Below are 20,378 nucleotides of genomic sequence, written 5' to 3'. Positions count from 1 at the left end.
ATATGCTATCGTTGCGGCATTATCCGCAAACATTTTGTGAGATTTTCCCCCATGACTGTGGCTGTCTCGGTCTTGAGACGAGTGACGGGTTGTGCGCTCTCGCTGCTGATGGCCACGCTGTTGTCGACCGGCGCTCCCGCCTGGGCGGGCACTGCCGCGTCGGATGCGCAGGCGCAGCAACGGGCCAAGGCCGTGACCCAGGTGGTACTGGGGATCCTCAGCTACGCACGCTGGCCTGCCGACCCCAACCCCTTGCGCCTGTGCCTGGTCGGCCCTACCGAGTACGCCGACGACCTGATCAAGGGCAATGTGCAGAACTCCGGGCAACCCCTGCAGGTGCGCCGTCTGCTGGCCGACGACCGGAGCGTGGCCAATGCCTGTGATGCCATCTATATCGGCAAGCTCGACAAGCTGGAACGTGAGCGGTTGTTCCAGCGGGTCAATGGCCACCCATTGCTGAGCATCAGCGAGGCCGATGACCCGTGCACCGTGGGTAGCCTGTTCTGCCTGCGGGTCAGCGACCAGCAGGTGGCGTTCGACGTCAACCTCGACTCGGTGGCGCGCAGCGGTGTGCGCATCCACCCCAGCGTGCTGCAGCTGTCGCGACGGCGGGCAGGGCAGCCATGAAGCGTTCAGCCAAGCGCTTCAGCCGGCCGACCCTGCGTGCTGTGCTCGGCCGTCGTCACCTGAGCGTGGCGCTGCTCGCCGCGGGCCTGGCCGGTGTGCTGGTGACCCTGCTCGGCGTGGCGGCGTTGCGCGTCTATGCCAATCACAACCTGCACCTGATCGCCCGCTCCATCAACTACACCGTCGAGGCGGCCGTGGTGTTCGACGACAGTGCCGCGGCCAACGAAGCGCTGGCATTGATCGCCTCCACCGAGGAGGTCGCCGACGCCAAGGTCTATGACAACGACGGCGAACTGCTCGCCCATTGGCAGCGTGATACGCCCGGCGTGATGGCGCAGTTGCAGACCCAGGTGGCGCGCGGACTGCTGGAAGAGCCGATCAACATGCCGGTGCAACACATGGGCCAGCGCGTCGGGCATATCGAGTTGACCGGGCAGGGTGGCAGCCTGGTGCGCTTCCTGCTCAGCGGCCTGGCCGGGATCCTGGTGTGCACGGTGCTCAGCGCGGTGCTGGCGCTGTATCTTTCACGGCGCCTGTTCAGCGACATCATCCGGCCCCTGCGCAACCTGGCCAGCGTCGCCCATGCGGCGCGGCGCGAGCGCAGTTTCGACCGCCGCGTGCCGGAAACCCAGATCGCCGAGCTCAACGAGCTGGGCAACGACTTCAATGCCCTGCTCGATGAGCTGGAGGTGTGGCAGAGCCACCTGCAAAGCGAGAACGAAACCCTCGCCCACCAGGCCAGCCATGACAGCCTGACCGGCCTGCCCAACCGCGCCTTCTTCGAAGGGCGGCTGAGTCGCAGCCTGCGCAACGCAGCGCGCACGCAAGATCATCTGGCCCTGTTGTTCCTGGACAGCGACCATTTCAAGCAGATCAACGACAGCCTCGGCCATGCGGTGGGGGACGAAGTGCTGATCAGCGTGGCTAGTCGGGTGCGTGCGCAACTGCGCGAGCATGACCTGGTGGCGCGCCTGGGCGGTGACGAGTTCGCCGTGCTGCTGACGCCGCTGCACTCGCGAGAGGATGCCAAGCGCATCGCCGAGAAAATCGTCGACAGCATGAAGCTGCCGGTGCAACTGGAGGATGGTACCAGTCTGACCACCTCGCTGAGTGTCGGTATCGCCTATTACCCGGACGACGGCCGCGACCCGGCCAGTCTGCTCAATGCCGCCGATGCGGCGATGTACCAGGCCAAGCGCAATCGCCGCGGCCATTGGCAAGTGGCACAGACGGAACGCTGTGCCAACGATGCAAAGAACAGGAGCTGAACCGTGACCAAGCGTTTTTCCGTACTGCGTTTCCCGTTATTCACCCTGCTGCTGGCGCTGTTCGCCCTCACCGGCTGCCAGAGCGTGCCGCCCAAGGGGCTGACACCCGAGCAGGTCGCCGTGCTCAAGCGCGAGGGCTTCGCCCCGACCGATGACGGCTGGGCGTTCGACCTGTCCGGCAAGGTGCTGTTTGGCAGCGACCTGGATAGCCTCAACAGCCAGAGCGAATCGATCGTCGAGCGCATCGGCAAGGCGTTGCTGTCGGTGGATATCCAACGCGTGCGCATCGACGGTCACGCCGACGCCTCGGGCAAGGCCGCCTACAACCAGCAGTTGTCCGAGCGCCGCGCGCAGAGCGTGGCCAAGGCCTTGGCCGGCATCGGCATGCAGCCGCAGAACATCCAGACCCGCGGCATGGGCAGCAGCCAGCCGGTGGCGGACAACCGCACCGCCGCAGGGCGCATGGAGAACCGCCGGGTGTCGATCGTGGTGGGGTCGGAGTGATACCGACATCGCGGGGCTTGCCCCGCGATGATGCCTTCCCTCAATCCCGAGCGAACTTCATCTCCCGCGTCTCCCCCATCAACAACGGCGCATTGGCCTCGGTCACCTCACGGATGTAATCCCACAGCAGGGTGATCCGCTTCAACTTGCGCAGGTCCTCCCGGCAGTACATCCAGAACTGCCGCGTCACCTCGATCTGCTCCGGCAGCACCGTCACCAGCCGTGGGTCCTGCGCCGCCAGGAAGCACGGCAGGATCGCCAGCCCACGCCCCTGCAATGCCGCCGTGTACTGGGCGATCACGCTGGTGCTGCGCAGGTGCGCGTTGGCGTTGGGGATCAGGTTGGCCAGATACAGTAGCTCCGAGCTGAAGGCCAGGTCGTCCACGTAGCTGATGAACGGGTGGCGCCCCAGGTCGGCAATCTCGCGGATGGGTTCATGGCTGTCCAGGTAATCCTGGGTGGCATACAGGCGCAGGCGGTAGTCGCACAGCTTGCAGCACACGTAAGGGCCATGTTCCGGACGCTCCAGGGCGATGACGATATCGGCTTCGCGCTTGGACAGGCTGATGAAGTGCGGCAGCGGCAGGATGTCCACAGAGATCGCCGGCCAGGCATCGACGAAGTGGCTCAGCTGCGGGGTGACGAAGAAGCTGCCGAAGCCTTCGGTGCAGCCCATGCGCACATGCCCCGACAATGCCACGCCCGAGCCCGAGACTTGCTCGCAAGCCATGTGCAAGGTGCTCTCGATCGACTCGGCATAGCCCAGCAGACGCTGGCCCTCGGCGGTGAGGACGAAGCCGTTGGTCCGCGATTTTTCGAACAGCAAAGTGCCCAGCGCCCCTTCCAGTGAACCGATGCGCCGCGACACCGTGGTGTAGTCCACGGCCAGGCGCTTGGCCGCACTGCTGGCCTTGCGGGTGCGCGCTACCTCAAGAAAGAACTTGAGGTCGTCCCAGTTCAGCGCGCTCAGGGAGGTGAGGTCTTTTTGCATGATGATCCGGTTTTTTTGTGCATTCTTGTTGGATGTTTGCACATCTATACTCGATCTCAGCCCCTGTACGCCACCCCGTGTCCATGCCGGCGTAGGCGTCTTCGTTCCGACAATAATTCCAAGGAGAGCGCAGATGAACGCACCCCAGACGCCCGACCAGACCAAGGTCGAGCAGGTCAAGCTGCTGATCGACGGCCAATGGGTCGAGTCGAAAACCACCGAGTGGCGCGACATCGTCAACCCGGCCACCCAGCAGGTGCTGGCGCGTGTGCCGTTCGCCACCGTCGAGGAAGTGAACGCCGCGGTGGCCGCCGCCGAGCGCGCCTTCAAGACCTGGCGCGACACTCCCATCGGCGCGCGCATGCGCATCATGCTCAAGCTGCAGGCGCTGATCCGCGAACACAGCAAGCGCATCGCCGTGACCCTCAGCGCCGAGCAGGGCAAGACCATTGCCGATGCCGAGGGCGATATATTCCGTGGCCTGGAAGTGGTCGAGCACGCCGCCTCCATTGGCACCCTGCAGATGGGCGAGTTCGCCGAGAACGTCGCCGGCGGCGTCGACACCTACACCCTGCGCCAGCCGATCGGCGTGTGCGCCGGCATCACCCCGTTCAACTTCCCGGCGATGATCCCGCTGTGGATGTTCCCGATGGCCATCGTCTGCGGCAACACCTTCGTGCTCAAGCCGTCCGAGCAGGACCCGCTGTCGACCATGATGCTGGTCGAGCTGGCGCTGGAGGCTGGCGTGCCGGCCGGCGTGCTCAACGTGGTGCATGGCGGCAAGCAAGTGGTCGATGGCATCTGCACCCACCCGGACATCAAGGCGATCTCGTTCGTCGGCTCGACCGAAGTCGGCACCCACGTCTACAACCTGGGCAGCCAGCACGGCAAGCGCGTGCAGTCGATGATGGGTGCCAAGAACCACGCCGTGGTGCTGCCCGACGCCAACCGCACCCAGACCATCAACGCCCTGGTCGGCGCCGCCTTCGGCGCGGCCGGCCAGCGCTGCATGGCCACCTCGGTGGCGGTGCTGGTGGGCAAGGCCCGCGAATGGCTGCCGGATATCAAGGACGCGGCGAGCAAGCTCAAGGTCAATGCCGGCAACGAGCCGGGCACCGATGTCGGCCCGGTGGTCTCCAAGCGCGCCAAGGAGCGTGTGCTGGGCCTGATCGAAAGCGGTATCAAGGAGGGCGCCAAGCTCGAACTGGACGGCCGCGACGTGAAGGTGCCGGGCTACGAGCAAGGCAACTTCGTCGGTCCGACCCTGTTCTCCGGGGTGAAGACCGACATGCAGGTCTACACCCAGGAAATCTTCGGCCCGGTGCTGGTGACTTTGGAGGTGGATACCCTCGACGAGGCCATCGCCCTGGTCAACGCCAACCCGTTCGGCAACGGCACCGGCCTGTTCACCCAGAGCGGCGCGGCGGCGCGCAAGTTCCAGAGCGAGATCGACATCGGCCAGGTCGGCATCAACATCCCGATTCCGGTACCGGTGCCGTTCTTCAGCTTCACAGGTTCGCGCGGTTCCAAGCTTGGCGACCTCGGCCCGTACGGCAAGCAGGTGGTGCAGTTCTACACTCAGACCAAGACCGTCACCGCCCGCTGGTTCGACGATGACAGCGTCAATGACGGTGTGAACACCACCATCAGCCTGCGCTAAGGAGCTCGTCATGCGTATCGCATTCATCGGCCTGGGCAACATGGGCGCGCCCATGGCCCGCAACCTGATCAAGGCCGGGCACCAGCTCAACCTGTTCGACCTGAACAAGACCGTGCTGGCCGAACTCGCCGAGCTGGGCGGGCAGGTCAGCACCTCACCGAAGGACGCCGCCGTCAACAGCGAGCTGGTGATCACCATGCTGCCGGCCGCCGCTCATGTGCGTGGCGTGTACCTGGATGAAGAAACCGGCGTGCTGGCCGGCATTCGCCCCGGCACTCCGACCGTGGACTGCAGCACCATCGATCCGCAGACCGCCCGTGAGGTCTCCAAGGCCGCCGCGGCCAAGGGCATCGACATGGGTGATGCGCCGGTCTCTGGCGGCACCGGTGGCGCGGCGGCCGGCACCCTGACCTTCATGGTCGGCGCCAGCGCCGAGCTGTTCGCCACGCTCAAGCCGGTGCTGGAGCAGATGGGCCGCAATATCGTGCATTGCGGCGAAGTCGGCACCGGGCAGATCGCCAAGATCTGCAACAACCTGCTGCTGGGTATCTCGATGATCGGCGTGTCCGAGGCCATGGCCCTGGGCAATGCGTTGGGCATCGACACCAAGGTGCTGGCCGGGATCATCAACAGCTCGACCGGACGTTGCTGGAGTTCGGACACCTACAACCCGTGGCCAGGCATCATCGAGACTGCCCCAGCTTCACGGGGGTATACCGGCGGCTTCGGCGCCGAACTGATGCTCAAGGACCTGGGGCTGGCCACCGAGGCCGCGCGCCAGGCGCACCAGCCGGTGATCCTGGGTGCCGTGGCCCAGCAACTTTACCAGGCCATGAGCCTGCGCGGCGAAGGTGGCAAGGATTTCTCGGCGATCGTCGAGGGGTACCGCAAGAAGGATTGACCCGCGAGTGGACTTGATCGCGGATCGTATGGTCCTCCCCCTTGTAACTGCGCACCTTGGGGGAGGGGCATGTGCTCCGCGATTTTTTTGCTTCGAGCTTTCAGGCAAACACGAAGTATTTGCGCACCGTCTCGACCACTTCCCAGGTCCCTTTCATCCCCGGCTCGATCACGAACACATCCCCCGCCTTCAGATGCTTCGGCTCCTCGCCTTCCGGGGTGACGATGCAGTAGCCATCGAGGAAGGTTAACCCAAGCTATAGTCCCAAAAAATTTGGCCTACCTCTCTACTGGACCGAGCTCAGCTATGCTGTGAAAACGAAGCTCTCCAACTGCATTGATCTCCGGAGTCAGCAAAATGGCTGTTTTCTTCGAACGATCCCATCGTGAGTACAGAGCGCTGAGATTCGATGCGACTGGTTTTCGACCGGTGTTGCCTGTAATCATCACAGATGAAGGGATACTTAAGGATTTTGCTTACTATATGTACTTGAATGGGCGTAAGAGCAGGTCATGGCAAGATAGTACGACTTTTGCTGTGCAGCTGTTGTTGGAATATGTAGAAGCTAATCATCAGTTTTTTGATTCTCCCCAAATGCTGTTTAGATCGTTTTCCAATTCACTGTATAGTGGTACCGTGGAGCGGGGATGCGATCCATCTGAATTGTGGTGGGAGCCAAGACAGCCAGATGATGCCTCCAAGATTATTTCCGCGATTACTCAATTTTCAGACTGGCTGGCTGCGCTAAATGAAGATTCTGGATTGGTTTTAAATACTTGGCGCAAAGCGAATCGTGCTGAGGAAAAACTTAATTGGGCAGCTTACGTCCATCGGAAGAGTAATGCCTTTCTTTCGCATCTTTGGATAAAGCCACCTGATTTTTCAATGAGTAGGGAGGTCAGGTCTACTTCAATGATAAGCTTTGATCTAGAGCCTGCAAAAGATTTTCCTGAAGAATCGATTGATGCCTTTCTTGCGCAGGGGTTCAAGCTTCGGAAGAATGTATACAGTATCAGAGATATCTTAATCACTATGCTCATGCATTATGGCGGGCTAAGGTTATCTGAGGCGCTGAGCTTGTGGTGCGATGATGTCACAGTTGAAAAAGGTGAAGTTGTTGTTCGAGTTTATCATCCTCAACTCGGATTAGCGCCTGGAAAAAAACGGATGAAGCGTCAAACATTTCTGCGTGACAAGTATGGGCTGACTCCTAGAAATCTACTGGTCAAATCGCAGGATTCTCTATTTTTGGGTGCGAAGGGAAGGGCGTTTACTGACCGTCAGCGAATGAGTTTTGAGGTTTTCTTTCATCCGGCATTCAAGGCAGAAGTATTTGCGCAGTTGTGGAGTGAGTATCATTGCATGCACAGAGTGAAACCTGCATTAGGTCAAGAGCATCCTTATGCATTCACTAACAAACTTGGGCAGCCGTATTCACATACTGCCTACAGGAAAGCACATAGAGGGGCTGTAAAGCGCATTGGGTTGATCAGTGAGAAAATGTTAGGTACTACCCCTCATGGACACAGGCATTCCTATGGGCAGCGACTTGCCGCAGACGGAGCCACGGATCTTACTATTAAGTCAGCTATGCATCACTCGTCTATTGAATCAAGTGGAGTATATACTCAGCCAAAATCAACGCAGGTTCGCGCAACTCTGGCTGCTCTTGAATCGAAAATGGCATACAAGCATCACGATGCAGATAGTGGCGATTAAGGTGTGCGGAGTCTACTGGGACAATTTAGGTTAGAGTCGCCACTAGTTTCCTCGGTGCTCTCTAAGCTCAGGATCTAGCGTTTCTCGTACTCTGCTGGCGACAGTTGCATAATATATGCCGTGCCGGCGTTTATGAGTATCTCCATGTAATCGAAAATACAACTCCGGCCTTCGTCATGCGTTGCGTAGATTTTTCGTCGGATTCGCTCCCGCTTCAGAATTTTTCAGTTCACATTTCGAGCGCAGTTGGCCAGTGCTGAGCGCATCCACTTAGGCATTTTGCATTCCATGAGCCTGTTGAACTCTTCAGCGCTGAGCGAGCTCACAATCTTGCTCGCGACCTGTTCATCCACCCCATTTTCTCCGAGATACCAAAAAGCGGTCAGGGCCGTCCCTATTGGCGTTCCAGCTTGCTGGAGTCGTTGGCGAGACGCATGGCGCAGCCTAACAACCGCGTTACCGATCTTGATCTCACGTGTCGTCCCGCTGGTGTAGTAAGTAGGCAGGACCTGCATCTGAACACTCAGCCCCAGTCGACGAACAGCTTCTGCACCATGGATCTGGATAATCTCGCCTCTTGCCCTAGCAACGGCTTCCAATACAGAAAGCGGGTTGGCTCGAACCCTTTTACCCGTGTATTGGCTGTGCTTGGGACGCATGTAAACGCCGCGGGCAACGCGCTCCAGGGAACCCCTGAGCACCATTCGAGAAAGAGCTTTGTTTACCGCGGAGCGAGAGCCGGCTCGCTCGAATACGGATCTAACAAAGGGCCTTCCCTTAGGCATACGCTTGATTCGGTTCGATATAGACTCTGCGATAGACACAGCTAAACCTATGTCAGACGAGTAGTGGACAGGTCCTCTGGCATGGAACCTTGCGGCGTTAAGCATAGACGCCGTGTTCAATTCGTCCTAGAAGTGTCACCACTTTCTGGTAGCCCGATCGACTTACCATGATGATGCAAGGTACCTGATGACTTAGCCCTATCGCTGGTTTGTATAGCCATTGCGCGGCGAGCACTCGACTGCCAAGCACTCGCGTCGCCAGGTGCAGGATTTGCTCGCACCTTCCCTTGTAGCATCGGTGGACGATGCTCCAGCATTCCAGCGGTGAACTGGGGCAAAGCGCTAGTATCTGAGAATCGTTCATTTGCACACCTCAAATGTGAAAGCGTATCTCTCAACCGGCAAGTCGGCCAACGGGTTCCATTCTCTTGCCGGCTTGTGCCGCTATATCGAGGAACCTTCCTTGTGTCTGTGCCCGCCCTCGCAAAAGCTCTTGGGCGCTGCCTTCCAGTTCCGACTTGATACGCCACTTCTCAGTCTTTACCTTCCGCCGGCCTTTCAATGTATCTCCTTTCCCGCATAGGTAGGGCCAAGGCGCAACCCAGCCACTGGGTCAGGGAGCGCAGAATTTGGTTGCATCAGACAAGACATCTCAGCCCATGCTGAAGGGTGCAGATGCCCATCCTCATCGGTCCGATGGCGTCACGCTGAGCTCCTCACGAACGCGCTGAATGATTGAATCCAGGGTGGCATCCTTGTCCATAAAAAGGTAGCACTGGGTCAAGATCGTCAAAGGATGAACATTCATGGCAGAGGCGAGCCCATGCACCATTTCGAGGGTAGGGCCTTTTCCTCCGGCTTCCAGTTGACTGAGGTAGGTTTGGCTGCTGTGGCCACCGAAATCTTCTTGGTTAAGGTTGCGGGATTTTCTGAGCTGCCTCATTGCTTTCCCAAATGCCTGTTTCAGTTCCATTTTTTCATTCCTACAAAAGGAATGATGAAGCCGTCTTGAACGTCGGACATCCATTAACTATTGTTAATATTTTGAGGATTTTTCGATGTTCAAGACCTACAGGCACGCCGAACTCAGCTCAGCCGACATTTTCGGAGAGCCTTCCAGTCGCCGCTGGAAATTTATTGAGCTGGAACTGCACCATCCATGGTTTTACGTGGAGCTCGTGCGCGATTATGGTGATGACATCGTGGGCAGCATGCTGATGATCCCCACGGTACCGATACTTAAACAGATGCTTTCGGAGCTTGATGACTGCTCATGGATCGCGCATGTTAATGGCCAATTAAACTGACCCACCTCTGGCCAACAATTTTGACCCACCCATAGTGGCATTGGCCACCGACCATGTAGCGTCACCCGCCTTATGCACAGGCCGGGGACAGATCATTGAAGGAGTGGGTTGTGATTCACAAGATCAAGGGGTTGTATGACCAGGGCCGAGGCCTGTCGGTCCGTGCCATCAGTCGTGAGCTGGGGATTTCCCGGAACACCGTACGCAAGTATCTCCACCTGGATGAGATGCAGATCAGCGCTACCATTGCTGACCCTTCACGCACCAAGGTGCTCGACGAGCACCGCGATTATCTGATTAATCAGTTGGGTCAGTTTCCAGCCCTGAGCGCAGTCAAGCTGGCCCGTCGCCTGAGGGAGCGCACCACCGAGCTGGCGGTGTCAGACCGGAGCATTCGCCGCTATGTGCAAGCGCTCAAGCAGCAGGTTGCCAGTGGCCAGTTGCGCTATTACGAGCCGGTCGTTGAGTCAGTGCCTGGCGTGCAGTGTCAGGTCGACCCCGGTGAGCTGCGAGGCGTCATGATTGGCGGCCTGGAGCGTGTCGTTCATTTTGTGGTGTTTGTGCTGTCCTGTTCACGGCTGATGTATGTCGGTCTGAACTTCCGGCCGCTGGATACCGAACGGTTTATCCAGATGCACGACGAGGCCTTCCGCTACTTCGGCGGCGTCACCGAGGAGTGCATCTACGATCAGACCAAGATGGTGGTGATCAACGAGCAGTACCGTGAGCTGACGCTGAACCAGCGCTTCCACCAGTATGCGACTACCGTCGGGTACCGCATCCATGCCTGCGAGGGCTATGACCCGGAGAGCAAGGGCAAGGTGGAGGCCGGGGTCAAGTACGTCAAGCGTGACTGCTTCTACGGCGAGCACTTCCAGGACGAGGCCGCCGTCCGACAGCACCTGAATGATTGGCTCGAGACTGTCGCCAACGCACGCGTGCACGGCACGACGGGGCAGCATCCAAGAGCGCATTTCGAGGCACTGGAGCGTAGTCAGCTCAAGCCCTATCTCGTCCCGCAGAACCTGCTGCACGTGGCGCCGACAAGGGAGACCCGCAAGGTCGACAAGACCGGCTTGATCTCATGGCAGGCCAACAAGTACTCGGTACCCATGGCCTGGCAGCAAGCCCGTGTCGGTGTCAGCGCACAGGACAACCAGTTGCTGATCCATGACCTGGAGAGCGGTGAACTCATAGCCACCCATGACCTGTGCAAGGCCAAGGGCCGGATGATCAAGAACAACAACCATTACCGAGACCATGCCCAGCGCATTACCGACCTGGAGCGCGGCATCGACTCGATCCTGCCCGATGCCCTTGGGGCAACCCTGTGCCAACTGCTCAAGCGTACTTCGCCGCGTATCTACAAGGATCAGCTGGTTGCTGCACGCGACCTGCTCATGGCCCATGCGCCGGTTGATACGGCGTTGCTCGGCGAGTTGTGCGAGCGCAGTGAACTGACCGCCACCGGGCTCAAGCGCTACCTCGAAGCATGGCAGCAAGCCAAGGCGCGGGGCCGGATCATCGGCGACCATGACTATGCGCCAGAGGCCGGTAGCCAGGTTAGTCACGCCGACCTGAACGCTTATGCCCGCATTGGCCAGTCGACTGGCCACGGGGTGACCCAATGAGCCTGCTCGACAGCACTATCGCGCAGTACCGAAGCCTGCGCCTCAGCGCGACCGCGGGTGAGCTGGCCACCCTGCTGGCCAGAGCCGAAGCCAATGAACTGTCCTACCTGAGCTTCGCCCAGTCACTGGTCGAGCATGAGCTTAACGCCCGCTCCAGTAGCCGCGTAAGCCGCAACCTCAAGCAGGCGCAGTTCCCCTCGGAGAAGCATCTGGAGGCCTTCGATTACCGGCACCAGACCACCATCACCAAGCGCCAGGTCAGCACCTTGCTGGACTTCAGCTTTATCGACAACCGCGACAACCTGGTGTTCATCGGACCACCGGGTGTGGGCAAGACCCACTTGGCCATTGGGATTGGCCACAAGGCGGTTCAGGCGGGCTACAAGGTGCTGTTCCGCACGGCTCTGGCGTTGGTCGAGGATCTGGAGCTGGCGGAAATGAAGGGCGAGCTGAAGAAGCGCCTTAATCAGCTGAGCAAATACGACGTGCTGATCATCGATGAGCTGGGCTACCTGCCGATGACGCGCCAAGCCCGGTACAACCTGTTCCAGTTAATCAACAACCTGTACGAGTACCGCTCGGTCATCCTGACCACCAACAAGGACTTCACCAGCTGGGGCGAGTTCTTCCATGACGACAACGTGGCCGTGCCCATCATCGACCGCGTGATCCACCATTCACACATCTTTATGCTGGGAGGTGAGAGCTATCGTTTGAAGCAGAAAACCGGCGGTTAGCGGTGAGCAAGTGGGTCAATTCTATTGGCCAAAAGTGGGTCAAAATTAATGGCCATTGACAGCGCAGGCACATCTGATGTCTCCTGGCCACATGAGAGGTGGGAAAGACTGGGTGATGGAACCGCTTCAGGAAGTGAGCATTGCTGAAGATGCCTCAGGAACGGATGAGGGCTATATCTACAAGGTAGTAGGCGGGGCTTGCTACAGCATTCATCACTCGCCTCATCGAGAGAACCTCAAGGTCACAGAGATTATTTTTTCGGCTGATCGCGATATGCGCGTGAGTGGATGAGTAGAGCCACTCGCACTCGCCGAGTGTCATGATGGTGTTTCGGTCGAGGCCTCTCGATGCTTTGAACTCAATGTTTTCGAGTGTGGCCTGCGTCTCTCGCAGCTTGGCCGCCTTGAGCAGGCGCTCAATTTTCCGGGTTTCGCGCTCGCTTTTTTTCGCATCCATCATCAGGCCGAGGCGGGTCTCGAAGGGTTGACCGAGCAGCGCCGGATCGTCCAGCTGGCGCTCGTATGCCTCAGCCATCTCGCTCAGCCCGAGGCTGCTCAAACTTTCAGCTGTGTTAGCGATCGTTTTCATGGCAGTTCATCTCCTTGAGACGCGTAATACTGAGCGCCGCAAATGTTGTCGTGCTCAATCAGCGGTGCAGATTTTCTGGGCATTGGGCGCAAATCAGACTCGTTGCGAATGATTGACCGCAGTCGTTCAGAGCTCAAAATGTTCAGCGTATTTGCATAGGTGCATATATACATGCGTCTCTCCACCTAAATTTGATGGTCTATCAGAACTCGAAGCGTAGAAAGCAGCGTTTGACCTGGACTCAGCGGGTGAAGGTAATTAACCAGTTGCTTAGTGGTCGAATGTGAATGGACGTGTGCTATGCCATGCAGCCTAGTTACAAACTTGCTGTCGACGAAGACCAGATTCCTATCGAATTGGTAGGTGATTTCCTGCGCAGCGCATCGCTACATAAATGGGCGTGGGACTGCATCAAGGAGGAGCGAGTCGAACGGTTTCCCCCAGCCAATTTGTTGGTTGCGAACATCCCTAGCAAGTACTGATTCTCGGCGAGTCGCCGCCGAAATGTGAAAACCCCACTCCCGCGTTGTACAGTGCAAGTAGGCCGGGGGGTGAATAAGCAGTTGCCGAAAGAAAAACCCAGCCCTCTAACCACTAGTTCCCGCGAAAGGAAGCCAGATGCACATTCGCCTTGCTCAACTCAGCGATGTCCAGGCCATTGCCGAGATCTACAACCAGGGGATCGAAGACCGCAGCTCTACGTTCGAGACCCAACCACGCAGCGCCATGGATGTGCAGCCCTGGGTGGCCGACATGTCTCGCCATCCGGTGCTGGTCGTCGAGGTCGACGGTGCGGTAGTGGCGTGGGCAAACCTGAGCAGCTACCGCGCGCGTTCGTGCTACGCCGGCATCGCCGACTTCTCGATCTATCTGGGCCGTGACGTCCGCGGACGTGGCATCGGCAAGGCGCTGCTCAAGGCATTGCTCAGTGAGGCTGAGGCACGCGGCTTCTGGAAAGTCCTCTCCCGCATTTTCACCTTCAACGAGGCGAGCCTCGCGCTCTGTCAGTCCTGCGGTTTCAGGACGGTTGGCGTCTATGAGAAGCACGCTTGTCTTGAAGGCCGTTGGCTGGATTGCGCGATCGTTGAGCGGGTGTTTCCGTCGAACCAACCCGTTCCAGATGACGAAGCAGCAGGCTGTCGTAGTACTTGCGCCAGTTTCCGCCTGGGCGCGTCTGCTCATCTAGGATCAGAAAGTCCAAGCCGTGCTGCTGTAAATGCCAGCCAAGCGCCAAGCCCGCTTGCCCACCACCGATGACGATCACATCCACCGCGCGACTCGATTTATTCATATGTGCGCACTCAAGCATATATCAGGACAAAAAAAGGGCACGAGCTACGGGCAGCACAGCGAAACCAGACCCTTGGTTCGCTGGAGCAGGCCCTCAAGGCGCTCGACGATCGCCCCACCATTCACTTCGTAGAACACCTGCCTGCCCACCTTGGTGGCTTTCACGATCTGGGCATCGTGCAGCACCTGCAGGTGCCTGGAGACCACCGAGCGCTCCTGCGGCAGCTCTTTAGCGATTTCGCCGACATCCGCCCGGCCCAGCAGGAGCACGCGCTTGAACACCGCGACCCTGGAGGGCTCGCAGAGTGCTTTGAAGAAGGCTTCGTCCAGCGACTCGATGGCAGCGTCGATGGCTTGGGTGCGGAGGTTCTGGTTGGTCGTCATGCCGCCAATATATGTGCACGAATATGCACATGTAAAGCCACCCATCACCGGAGGGGTTGCGATACATTCGGAAAAGCGTATATTCGAAAAATCATATACATGCATAGTACCTCGCGATGACTGGCAAGATCCGCGTCCTGTTTGTTTGCACCGCAAACGCTGCTCGCTCCCAGCTCGCCGAAGCATTGCTCCGACACACAGACCCTGTGCGCTTTGAAGCATTCAGCGCCGGCACTCAGCCTGGCGAAGTAGATCCGCGTACCTTCGCGGCGCTTGAGCACCTCGGTATCGATGCCAGCGGCCGCGCAGCAAGTCCATCGATGAGTTCGCCGGCGAACACTTCGACTACCTCATCACCCTTTGCGACAAGGCGGCGCTGGAGTGCCAGTTACTACCGGCATTGGGCGAGCGCTTGGCGTGGCACTTTGAAGATCCGGTCACCAGCGACAAGCACGATGCCTTCCGCCATACGCTTCACGAGATCCATGAGCGCATCAAGATGTTCGTCTTCGTGAAAACCAAACACTGAGAATCGTTATGACTGATCCACTGACCCCTACCAAGGTTTTCAAATGCCTCGCCGACGAGAACCGCATTCGGATGATGCTGCTGATCGCCCGCGAGGAAGAGCTCTGCGTCTGTGAGTTGACCTGTGCGCTGGAAGAAAGCCAGCCCAAGGTTTCCCGCCACTTGGCGCAATTACGCACCTGTGACCTGCTGGCAGACCGCCGCCAGGGCCAATGGGTTTATTACCGGCTGCATCCAGAGCTGCCCGCCTGGGTACGCGAGATCCTGAAAACGACGCTGGAGGCCAACAGCGAGTGGCTGAACAGCAGTTCCACTCGACTGGACGCCATGGGTGACCGCCCACAGCGTGCTGCTACCTGCTGCTGATTACTGCCGAGCAAAAGCCGATGAAAGTTCTGTTCCTCTGCACCGCCAATAGCTGCCGCAGCATCCTCTCCGAGGCTGTTTTCAATCACCTGGCTCCGGCCGGCATGAAGGCCTACAGCGCCGGAAGCCAGCCCAAGGGCGAGGTACATCCGCTGTCCATCTCCGCGCTGCAGCGCGCCGGTATTTCCACCGATGGCCTCAGCAGCAAATCCAGCGATGCACACGCCGAGCTGGCACCGGACTTCGTCATCACCGTCTGCGACAAGGCCGCTGGCGAAGCCTGCCCCGTGTTCTTCGGACCAGCAGTGAAAGCCCACTGGGGACTTTCTGACCCTTCGGATTTGCACGGTAGTGCCGCCGAGCTGGACGCGGCATTCGACAACACGCTTGAACAGATCAAGCGACGCCTCAAGGCATTCATCGCACTGCCTTTCGACCAAATGGATGCCGCCCAGCTCAAGGTCGAGCTGGCCCGCATCGGAACGCTCTGACGTTTAGGGAGATCCACCATGAGCAAAAGCCGACTTTCATTCCTAGACCGCTACCTGACGGTCTGGATCTTTCTGGCCATGGGCCTGGGCATTGGTCTGGGCAGCCTGTTCCAGGGATTGCCTGCGTGGCTGAATAGCCTGTCGGTAGGCTCGACAAACATCCCCATCGCGATTGGCCTCATCGTCATGATGTACCCGCCGCTGGCGAAGGTGAAATACGAGGAACTGCCTCAGGTTTTCAAGGACAAGCGCATCCTCGTGCTGTCGCTGGTCCAGAACTGGGTAATCGGCCCGGTACTGATGTTCGGGCTGGCAGTAGTGTTCCTTTCCGACAAGCCTGAGTACATGACTGGCCTGATCCTCATCGGCTTGGCGCGCTGCATCGCCATGGTGCTGGTGTGGAACCAGATCGCCGGTGGCAACAACCAGTACGTGGCGGGCCTGGTCGCCTTCAACAGCATTTTCCAGATCCTGTTCTTCAGCGTGTACGCCTGGATCTTCCTTGGCCTGCTGCCACCTCTGTTTGGCCTTGAGGGTAGCGTCATCGAGACCAGCTTCCTCGACATCGCCCAATCGGTACTGATCTACCTGGGCATCCCGTTCCTGGCCGGCTTCCTGACCCGCAAGATTCTGATCAGCAGCAAGGGCGAGACCTGGTACCAGGAGCGCTTCATTCCGAGGATCAGCCCGCTGACGCTCTTGGCGTTGCTGCTGACCATCGTGGCCATGTTCAGCCTGAAAGGCGACATGGTGCTGCAACTGCCGCTGGATGTGCTGCGCATCGCTATCCCGCTGACTATCTACTTCGTGGTGATGTTCTTCATCAGCTTCTGGATGGGCAAGCTGCTGGAAGCTGACTACCCACGTACCACTGCTCTGGCGTTCACCGCAGCGAGTAACAATTTTGAACTGGCCATTGCCGTGGCCATCGCCACCTTCGGTCTTGCCTCGCCGGTCGCGTTTGCCACCGTCATCGGGCCCTTGGTGGAAGTGCCGGTACTGATCTCCCTGGTGGGCGTGGCCTTGTGGCTCAAGCGCCGCTGGTTCGATCAGCCATCTGGCGCCTTGTCTCAGGAGTAAATCATGACCGAACACCACATCCCCAACATCGACAACGATCTGGTCGAACTGCCGACAGCAGACAAGCTGGCAGTCGAGCAAAAGTCCACCCATAAGCCTCGCATCCTGCTGCTGTACGGATCGACCCGCGAACGCTCCTTCAGCCGCCTGCTGACGGAAGAAGCTGCACGCCTGCTGGAACACTTCGGTGCCGAGACGCGGATATTCAATCCGACCGGGCTGCCGCTGGCGGATGACGTGCCCGATGACCACCCCATGGTCAAGGAGCTGCGCGACCTGGTGCTGTGGTCGGAAGGCATGGTCTGGTGCTCGCCAGAACGCCACGGCGCAATGACTGGCGTGTTCAAATCGCAGATCGACTGGATTCCACTGAGCATGGGCGCCGTGCGCCCGACCCAAGGCAAAACCCTTGCGGTGATGCAGGTCTGCGGTGGCTCGCAGTCGTTCAACGTGGTCAACCAGCTGCGCGTCCTCGGCCGCTGGATGCGCATGTTCACCATCCCTAACCAGTCGTCCGTGCCGAAGGCCTACCTGGAATTCGACGAGGCGGGTCGCATGAAACCCTCTTCGTACTACGACCGTGTCGTCGACGTGATGGAGGAGCTGGTGAAGTTCACCCTGCTGCTTCGTGATCGCTCCGACTATCTGGTCGATCGCTACTCCGAACGTAAAGAGTCGGCTGAAGAACTATCCAAGCGTGTCAATCAACGATCCATTTGAGGCTTTGTGAGCATGCAATTGCACCCGTATTCCGTGTTGGCTAATTCCGAACTGGTCGGCCAGCTGATCTTCACTCCGTGCCCAGGTACCAAGGAGACATCGGTATCTCAGGCTCTGGCAACGCTGCGCGATGCCGGCGCGAGCGCGCTGGTAACCCTGATGCCGAGTGAAGAACTGCTGCAGAACGAGATCGATCTGCTTCCCGAGGAGTGCCAACTGCTGGGCCTCGAATGGTTCCACCTGCCGGTCGAAGACGACGAAGCACCCGGTGAGCCGTTTGCTGCTGCCTGGGAAACTCACCGGGAACGCCTGAAAGAGCTGGTGGTGACCGGTAAGACGATCGCCATTCACTGCAAGGGCGGCTCTGGCCGCACCGGCCTGTTTGCCGCCCGCCTGATGATCGAGTGCGGCATCCCTGTGCAGGAAGCTGTTTCCCAGGTCCAGGCCCTGCGTCCACGTGCAATTCAGAACCCTGCGCACGTCGGCTACATCAACCAGTTCAGCGTTACCCTCTGACCCTTCGCTAATCGCGACCCGAGAACAAGAACATGGCTATCAAAGTAGGTATCAATGGGTTTGGCCGTATCGGTCGCTTGGCGCTGCGCGCGTCTTGGGACTGGCCAGAGTTCGAGTTTGTGCAGATCAATGACCCGGCCGGCGACGCCGAGACCCATGCCCACCTGATCAACTTCGACTCGGTCCACGGCCGCTGGCTCCGTGAAGCCCGTGCTGAGGGCAGTACGGTGGTGATCGATGGCAAGCGCATTCAGGTCACCGCGAACAAGACCATCGCCGACACCGACTGGTCAGGCTGCGACCTGGTCATCGAGGCCAGCGGCAAGATGAAGTCGGTAGCCGTGCTCCAGGCCTACCTGGATCAGGGCGTCAAACGTGTGGTGGTCTGCGCTCCAGTGAAGGAGAAAGGCGCACTGAACGTGGTGATGGGCGTCAACCAGCACCTGTTCGACCCGGCGCAGCATCGCATCGTTACCGCCGCCTCCTGCACTACCAACTGCCTGGCCCCGGTGGTCAAGGTGATTCACGAGAACCTTGGCATCCGCCACGGATCGATCACCACCATCCACGACCTCACCAACACCCAGAGCATCCTCGATACGCCGCACAAGGACCTGCGCCGCGCCCGTGCCTCTGGCATGAGCCTGATCCCAACCACCACGGGCTCGGCTACTGCGATCGCCGAGATCTTCCCCGAGCTGCGCGGCAAGTTGAATGGTCACGCCGTGCGCGTACCGCTGGCCAACGCCTCGCTGACCGACTGCGTGTTCGAAGTGGAACGTGAGACAACGGCTGAAGAGGTCAACGCTCTGCTGAAGGCGGCGGCCGAAGGCCCGTTGAAAGACATCCTGGGCTACGAAGAGCGCCCCTTGGTGTCCATCGACTATCGCACCGATCCGCGCTCCTCGATCATCGACGCACTGTCGACCTTGGTGGTCAATGGCACCCAGGTGAAGCTCTACGCCTGGTATGACAACGAATGGGGCTACGCCAACCGTGCAGCGGAACTGGCCCGCCTGGTCGGCGCAGCGGAGTAAACAGCGATCATGAAGGCGTTGTCAGCCCTGTCTGCGGAAGTGCGTCAGTACCTGCTGGTTACCGGCAACTACTGGGCCTTCACCCTCACCGACGGCGCGTTGCGCATGTTGGTGGTACTGCACTTCCATTCGCTGGGCTACACGCCGCTGCAGATCGCCGCGCTGTTCCTGTTCTACGAAGTGTTCGGCGTGATCACCAACCTGGTGGGTGGCTACCTCGGCGCCCGCCTGGGACTCAACCGCACCATGAACATCGGCTTGGGCATGCAGGTCTTTGCACTGCTGATGCTCACAGTGCCGGCAGCCTGGCTTACGGTGCCGTGGGTGATGGCCGCTCAGGCGCTGTCCGGCATCGCCAAGGACCTGAACAAGATGAGCGCCAAGAGCTCCATCAAGCTCCTGGTACCGGACAGCCAACAGGGGACGCTCTACAAATGGGTGGCCATCCTGACGGGCTCGAAGAACGCGCTCAAAGGCGTGGGCTTTTTCCTCGGCGGAGCACTGCTCGCGTTGCTCGGCTTCACCCTGGCGGTGCTGGCCATGGCGGCAGTACTGGCCCTGATCTGGATTGGCAGTCTGGTGCTGCTGAAAAAGGACTTGGGCAAAGCCAAGGCCAAACCCAAGTTCCGCGACATGCTGTCCAAGAGCCGAGCCATCAACATCCTCTCGGCCGCACGGCTGTTTCTCTTTGGTGCCCGGGACGTCTGGTTCGTCGTGGCGCTGCCGGTGTACCTGAGCACCGCGTTTGGCTGGGACTTCTGGCTGGTCGGCGGCTTCCTCGCCGCGTGGATCATTGGCTACGGCATCGTCCAGTCGTTTGCTCCTCACATCACCGGTAAGAAGCGCGGTCACGTGCCGGACGGTCGAGCGGCCTTCATTTGGGCGATCGCCCTGGCGGGACTGCCTGCGCTCATTGCCGTGGGCCTATCGGCAGGCTGGTCGGCCCAGGTGGTGCTGCTCGGTGGGCTGATGCTGTTCGGTGTGCTGTTCGCGGTGAACTCCTCGCTGCACAGCTACCTGATCGTCAGCTATGCCAAGGAAGACGGCGTCTCCCTGGATGTAGGGTTCTATTACATGTCCAACGCCCTGGGGCGGCTGGTCGGTACACTGCTGTCAGGCTGGGTGTTCCAAGCCTACGGTTTGCAGGCCTGCCTGTGGGTTTCCAGCATCTTCGTATTGGCTGCCGCGCTCATCTCGCTCGGGTTGCCCAGACACAGCGAAATGGCGCAGCAGACCCACTGAGCACA

General features: G+C 59.4%; 23 protein-coding genes and 4 pseudogenes. 18 read left to right on the top strand and 9 right to left on the bottom strand.

Going from position 1 to position 20,378, the window contains the following annotated elements; genetic code table 11:
* The first annotated feature begins 51 nt into the window (after window positions 1-51).
* Genes C3F42_RS13705 through C3F42_RS13695 form a run of 3 tightly spaced genes read left to right on the top strand, consistent with a single transcriptional unit; the run spans window position 52 to window position 2,399 of the window.
* Complete coding sequence (locus C3F42_RS13705; RefSeq protein ID WP_104444543.1) at window positions 52-627, top strand: YfiR family protein; 576 nt, start codon at window positions 52-54, stop codon at window positions 625-627.
* Window positions 624-1,895, top strand: a complete 1,272-nt coding sequence (locus C3F42_RS13700) for a diguanylate cyclase domain-containing protein (protein ID WP_023632751.1) — start codon at window positions 624-626, stop codon at window positions 1,893-1,895. Before C3F42_RS13705 ends, C3F42_RS13700 begins: the two co-directional genes overlap by 4 nt.
* Before the next feature lie 3 nt (window positions 1,896-1,898).
* On the top strand, window positions 1,899-2,399 hold the full coding sequence (locus tag C3F42_RS13695; RefSeq protein WP_231867455.1) for an OmpA family protein: 501 nt from the start codon (window positions 1,899-1,901) through the stop codon (window positions 2,397-2,399).
* 40 nt (window positions 2,400-2,439) lie between these two features.
* On the opposite strand, the gene C3F42_RS13690 is transcribed toward C3F42_RS13695, so the two are convergent.
* Complete coding sequence (locus tag C3F42_RS13690; protein ID WP_031316500.1) at window positions 2,440-3,390, bottom strand: LysR family transcriptional regulator; 951 nt, start codon at window positions 3,388-3,390, stop codon at window positions 2,440-2,442.
* A 133-nt stretch (window positions 3,391-3,523) separates the two neighbouring features.
* Here C3F42_RS13690 and C3F42_RS13685 point away from each other — a divergent pair, with 133 nt between their 5' ends.
* Together C3F42_RS13685 and mmsB are read left to right on the top strand one after the other, a co-directional pair.
* Window positions 3,524-5,050, top strand: a complete 1,527-nt coding sequence (locus C3F42_RS13685; RefSeq protein WP_038707313.1) for a CoA-acylating methylmalonate-semialdehyde dehydrogenase — start codon at window positions 3,524-3,526, stop codon at window positions 5,048-5,050.
* Between the two features lie 10 nt (window positions 5,051-5,060).
* Entirely contained in the window at window positions 5,061-5,951 is an 891-nt protein-coding gene (gene mmsB, locus C3F42_RS13680) for a 3-hydroxyisobutyrate dehydrogenase (protein WP_038707314.1), read from the top strand.
* A 100-nt stretch (window positions 5,952-6,051) separates the two neighbouring features.
* On the opposite strand, the pseudogene C3F42_RS13675 reads toward mmsB, so the two are convergent.
* Window positions 6,052-6,195, bottom strand: a pseudogene (locus tag C3F42_RS13675) (cupin domain-containing protein); the annotation flags it as partial.
* A 113-nt stretch (window positions 6,196-6,308) separates the two neighbouring features.
* Between C3F42_RS13675 and gmtY the strand changes: the two are divergent.
* Entirely contained in the window at window positions 6,309-7,670 is a 1,362-nt protein-coding gene (gmtY, locus tag C3F42_RS13670; protein WP_082421435.1) for a gamma-mobile-trio recombinase GmtY, read from the top strand.
* Window positions 7,671-7,744: 74 nt separating this feature from the next.
* Here the strand turns inward: gmtY and C3F42_RS29925 are convergent.
* From C3F42_RS29925 to C3F42_RS13655, 4 genes and pseudogenes are all read right to left on the bottom strand, one after another.
* A pseudogene (locus C3F42_RS29925) lies at window positions 7,745-7,894 on the bottom strand (IS3 family transposase); the annotation flags it as partial.
* Window positions 7,895-8,494, bottom strand: a complete 600-nt coding sequence (locus C3F42_RS13665; protein WP_082421440.1) for a DUF6088 family protein — start codon at window positions 8,492-8,494, stop codon at window positions 7,895-7,897.
* A 58-nt stretch (window positions 8,495-8,552) separates the two neighbouring features.
* Complete coding sequence (locus C3F42_RS30275) at window positions 8,553-8,819, bottom strand: antitoxin Xre/MbcA/ParS toxin-binding domain-containing protein (protein WP_082421436.1); 267 nt, start codon at window positions 8,817-8,819, stop codon at window positions 8,553-8,555.
* A 321-nt stretch (window positions 8,820-9,140) separates the two neighbouring features.
* The gene (locus C3F42_RS13655; protein WP_049696551.1) at window positions 9,141-9,428 is read right to left on the bottom strand and encodes a helix-turn-helix domain-containing protein; all 288 of its coding nucleotides are present in this window, start codon (window positions 9,426-9,428) and stop codon (window positions 9,141-9,143) included.
* 85 nt (window positions 9,429-9,513) lie between these two features.
* Between C3F42_RS13655 and C3F42_RS13650 the strand changes: the two genes are divergently transcribed.
* From C3F42_RS13650 to istB, 3 genes are all read left to right on the top strand, one after another.
* Complete coding sequence (locus C3F42_RS13650; protein ID WP_256586302.1) at window positions 9,514-9,762, top strand: hypothetical protein; 249 nt, start codon at window positions 9,514-9,516, stop codon at window positions 9,760-9,762.
* A 110-nt stretch (window positions 9,763-9,872) separates the two neighbouring features.
* The gene (istA, locus tag C3F42_RS13645; RefSeq protein WP_081273177.1) at window positions 9,873-11,393 is read left to right on the top strand and encodes an IS21 family transposase; all 1,521 of its coding nucleotides are present in this window, start codon (window positions 9,873-9,875) and stop codon (window positions 11,391-11,393) included.
* Window positions 11,390-12,130: an IS21-like element helper ATPase IstB gene (gene istB / locus C3F42_RS13640; protein ID WP_064491510.1), complete on the top strand. Its 741-nt coding sequence runs from the start codon at window positions 11,390-11,392 to the stop codon at window positions 12,128-12,130. The genes istA and istB overlap by 4 nt, the downstream gene beginning before the upstream one ends.
* Window positions 12,131-12,284: 154 nt before the next feature.
* Here the strand turns inward: istB and C3F42_RS13630 are convergent, their stop codons facing one another.
* Window positions 12,285-12,719: an ATP-binding protein gene (locus C3F42_RS13630; protein WP_225876664.1), complete on the bottom strand. Its 435-nt coding sequence runs from the start codon at window positions 12,717-12,719 to the stop codon at window positions 12,285-12,287.
* A gap of 618 nt (window positions 12,720-13,337) precedes the next feature.
* On the opposite strand from C3F42_RS13630, the pseudogene C3F42_RS13620 reads away from it, so the two are divergent.
* A pseudogene (locus C3F42_RS13620) lies at window positions 13,338-13,832 on the top strand (arsinothricin resistance N-acetyltransferase ArsN1 family A); the annotation flags it as partial.
* On the opposite strand, the gene C3F42_RS29920 reads toward C3F42_RS13620, so the two are convergent.
* Both C3F42_RS29920 and C3F42_RS13615 read right to left on the bottom strand, forming a co-directional pair.
* Complete coding sequence (locus C3F42_RS29920; protein ID WP_225876737.1) at window positions 13,738-14,010, bottom strand: FAD-dependent oxidoreductase; 273 nt, start codon at window positions 14,008-14,010, stop codon at window positions 13,738-13,740. The pseudogene C3F42_RS13620 and the gene C3F42_RS29920 overlap by 95 nt on opposite strands.
* A gap of 44 nt (window positions 14,011-14,054) precedes the next feature.
* Window positions 14,055-14,393, bottom strand: a complete 339-nt coding sequence (locus tag C3F42_RS13615) for a helix-turn-helix transcriptional regulator (protein ID WP_028692330.1) — start codon at window positions 14,391-14,393, stop codon at window positions 14,055-14,057.
* 116 nt (window positions 14,394-14,509) lie between these two features.
* Here C3F42_RS13615 and C3F42_RS13610 point away from each other — a divergent pair.
* From C3F42_RS13610 to arsJ, 8 genes and pseudogenes are all read left to right on the top strand, one after another.
* Window positions 14,510-14,922: pseudogene (locus tag C3F42_RS13610) on the top strand (arsenate reductase ArsC).
* Between the two features lie 8 nt (window positions 14,923-14,930).
* Complete coding sequence (locus tag C3F42_RS13605) at window positions 14,931-15,287, top strand: metalloregulator ArsR/SmtB family transcription factor (protein ID WP_019752756.1); 357 nt, start codon at window positions 14,931-14,933, stop codon at window positions 15,285-15,287.
* 20 nt (window positions 15,288-15,307) lie between these two features.
* Window positions 15,308-15,778 carry an arsenate reductase ArsC gene (locus tag C3F42_RS13600; RefSeq protein ID WP_059183374.1) on the top strand — a complete coding sequence of 157 codons (471 nt, stop codon included), beginning with the start codon at window positions 15,308-15,310 and terminating at the stop codon, window positions 15,776-15,778.
* Between the two features lie 18 nt (window positions 15,779-15,796).
* Window positions 15,797-16,858, top strand: a complete 1,062-nt coding sequence (gene arsB, locus C3F42_RS13595; RefSeq protein WP_059183373.1) for an ACR3 family arsenite efflux transporter — start codon at window positions 15,797-15,799, stop codon at window positions 16,856-16,858.
* A 3-nt stretch (window positions 16,859-16,861) separates the two neighbouring features.
* Window positions 16,862-17,578 carry an arsenical resistance protein ArsH gene (gene arsH, locus C3F42_RS13590; RefSeq protein ID WP_059183372.1) on the top strand — a complete coding sequence of 239 codons (717 nt, stop codon included), beginning with the start codon at window positions 16,862-16,864 and terminating at the stop codon, window positions 17,576-17,578.
* Between the two features lie 12 nt (window positions 17,579-17,590).
* On the top strand, window positions 17,591-18,094 hold the full coding sequence (locus tag C3F42_RS13585; RefSeq protein WP_059183371.1) for a cyclin-dependent kinase inhibitor 3 family protein: 504 nt from the start codon (window positions 17,591-17,593) through the stop codon (window positions 18,092-18,094).
* A gap of 32 nt (window positions 18,095-18,126) precedes the next feature.
* A complete protein-coding gene (locus C3F42_RS13580) occupies window positions 18,127-19,131 on the top strand; it encodes an ArsJ-associated glyceraldehyde-3-phosphate dehydrogenase (protein ID WP_049274266.1) in 1,005 nt (334 codons plus the stop codon).
* 9 nt (window positions 19,132-19,140) lie between these two features.
* Window positions 19,141-20,373, top strand: a complete 1,233-nt coding sequence (gene arsJ, locus C3F42_RS13575) for an organoarsenical effux MFS transporter ArsJ (protein ID WP_059183370.1) — start codon at window positions 19,141-19,143, stop codon at window positions 20,371-20,373.
* The last annotated feature ends 5 nt before the right edge of the window (window positions 20,374-20,378 follow it).

It is taken from the genome of Pseudomonas sp. PONIH3 (genome assembly GCF_002934345.1).
Taxonomy (GTDB): Bacteria; Pseudomonadota; Gammaproteobacteria; order Pseudomonadales; family Pseudomonadaceae; genus Aquipseudomonas; species Aquipseudomonas soli.
Note: the sequence above shows the minus strand (reverse complement) of the source record. Positions and strands in the feature narration are given on the sequence as shown.

What these genes read in the sequence shown, in the direction of transcription:
- C3F42_RS30275 (WP_082421436.1), bottom strand. Translation starts at nt 8,819, where the DNA reads ATGAACGATTCTCAGATACTAGCGCTTTGCCCCAGTTCACCGCTGGAA.
- mmsB (WP_038707314.1), top strand. Translation starts at nt 5,061, where the DNA reads ATGCGTATCGCATTCATCGGCCTGGGCAACATGGGCGCGCCCATGGCC.
- C3F42_RS13585 (WP_059183371.1), top strand. Translation starts at nt 17,591, where the DNA reads ATGCAATTGCACCCGTATTCCGTGTTGGCTAATTCCGAACTGGTCGGC.
- C3F42_RS13655 (WP_049696551.1), bottom strand. Translation starts at nt 9,428, where the DNA reads ATGGAACTGAAACAGGCATTTGGGAAAGCAATGAGGCAGCTCAGAAAA.
- C3F42_RS13600 (WP_059183374.1), top strand. Translation starts at nt 15,308, where the DNA reads ATGAAAGTTCTGTTCCTCTGCACCGCCAATAGCTGCCGCAGCATCCTC.
- C3F42_RS13605 (WP_019752756.1), top strand. Translation starts at nt 14,931, where the DNA reads ATGACTGATCCACTGACCCCTACCAAGGTTTTCAAATGCCTCGCCGAC.
- C3F42_RS13705 (WP_104444543.1), top strand. Translation starts at nt 52, where the DNA reads ATGACTGTGGCTGTCTCGGTCTTGAGACGAGTGACGGGTTGTGCGCTC.
- C3F42_RS13700 (WP_023632751.1), top strand. Translation starts at nt 624, where the DNA reads ATGAAGCGTTCAGCCAAGCGCTTCAGCCGGCCGACCCTGCGTGCTGTG.
- gmtY (WP_082421435.1), top strand. Translation starts at nt 6,309, where the DNA reads ATGGCTGTTTTCTTCGAACGATCCCATCGTGAGTACAGAGCGCTGAGA.
- arsB (WP_059183373.1), top strand. Translation starts at nt 15,797, where the DNA reads ATGAGCAAAAGCCGACTTTCATTCCTAGACCGCTACCTGACGGTCTGG.
- C3F42_RS13650 (WP_256586302.1), top strand. Translation starts at nt 9,514, where the DNA reads ATGTTCAAGACCTACAGGCACGCCGAACTCAGCTCAGCCGACATTTTC.
- C3F42_RS13580 (WP_049274266.1), top strand. Translation starts at nt 18,127, where the DNA reads ATGGCTATCAAAGTAGGTATCAATGGGTTTGGCCGTATCGGTCGCTTG.
- C3F42_RS13630 (WP_225876664.1), bottom strand. Translation starts at nt 12,719, where the DNA reads ATGAAAACGATCGCTAACACAGCTGAAAGTTTGAGCAGCCTCGGGCTG.
- arsH (WP_059183372.1), top strand. Translation starts at nt 16,862, where the DNA reads ATGACCGAACACCACATCCCCAACATCGACAACGATCTGGTCGAACTG.
- istB (WP_064491510.1), top strand. Translation starts at nt 11,390, where the DNA reads ATGAGCCTGCTCGACAGCACTATCGCGCAGTACCGAAGCCTGCGCCTC.
- C3F42_RS29920 (WP_225876737.1), bottom strand. Translation starts at nt 14,010, where the DNA reads ATGAATAAATCGAGTCGCGCGGTGGATGTGATCGTCATCGGTGGTGGG.
- arsJ (WP_059183370.1), top strand. Translation starts at nt 19,141, where the DNA reads ATGAAGGCGTTGTCAGCCCTGTCTGCGGAAGTGCGTCAGTACCTGCTG.
- C3F42_RS13615 (WP_028692330.1), bottom strand. Translation starts at nt 14,393, where the DNA reads ATGACGACCAACCAGAACCTCCGCACCCAAGCCATCGACGCTGCCATC.
- C3F42_RS13685 (WP_038707313.1), top strand. Translation starts at nt 3,524, where the DNA reads ATGAACGCACCCCAGACGCCCGACCAGACCAAGGTCGAGCAGGTCAAG.
- C3F42_RS13690 (WP_031316500.1), bottom strand. Translation starts at nt 3,390, where the DNA reads ATGCAAAAAGACCTCACCTCCCTGAGCGCGCTGAACTGGGACGACCTC.